Source organism: Lacinutrix chionoecetis, from assembly GCF_053604665.1.
The window spans coordinates 1-281 of the sequence record NZ_JBSHNQ010000002.1; the positions used below are offsets into that span (position 1 = coordinate 1).

At 42.0% G+C, this 281-nt stretch carries 1 protein-coding gene; it reads right to left on the reverse strand.

The genetic code is table 11. The features are described 5' to 3' along the window. Positions 1–281 (reverse strand): hypothetical protein (locus ACVC43_RS00010; protein ID WP_452222521.1); only part of this gene is annotated, 281 nt, incomplete at both ends.

Here is a 281-nt window from a genome sequence, read left to right on the forward strand (position 1 = left end):
TCGATGTCTAAAGGTACTACTGGTGATGGGATAACCGATAATGGTAATTCTACTATAGTAAAGCAACCGGTAACATCGTTAGTAGCAACCACATATATGGTTTGCATATTTGCTACAATGTTAGCGTATGGGCTTGCTAACGGATTGGTCATGGTCATGGCATCGTCCTGTGTTTCGTAATAGAGGATGCTAATGTCTGGTTCGCCATTGATAATAATAGCGGTTTGCGCGTCTAAATCGAACAGGGCAAAGCCATCGTTATCGTCATCACATTCTTCTAC